General features: G+C 44.0%; 1 protein-coding gene. It reads right to left on the bottom strand.

Going from position 1 to position 273, the window contains the following annotated elements; genetic code table 11:
* On the bottom strand, positions 1 to 273 hold a 273-nt coding region (locus tag ACT3RM_RS18300; protein ID WP_444511569.1), incomplete at both ends, for an ATP-binding protein.

Below are 273 nucleotides of genomic sequence, written 5' to 3'. Positions count from 1 at the left end.
ACGTAACCAACGTCATCAACGATTAATAAGCTGTATTTATCGAGCTTTACAAGTTCGTCTTGCAAGCGTAAATGTCGCTTTGCTTGCTGGAGTTGTTGAACAATCGCTGACGCGGCAACAAACTTAACTTTATGGCCCTGCTCGATAAGGCCATAACCGATACTACTGGCGATATGCGTTTTACCAAGACCACTGGCGCCAAATAGCAATATATTGCCACCGTGCTTCAACCAATCCGGCTGATTTATTAAATCAGCAACAAGGGGCTTACTA

Source organism: Pseudoalteromonas sp. AOP7-A1-14 (assembly GCF_052376275.1).
Lineage (GTDB): Bacteria > Pseudomonadota > Gammaproteobacteria > Enterobacterales > Alteromonadaceae > Pseudoalteromonas.
Note: the sequence above shows the minus strand (reverse complement) of the source record. Positions and strands in the feature narration are given on the sequence as shown.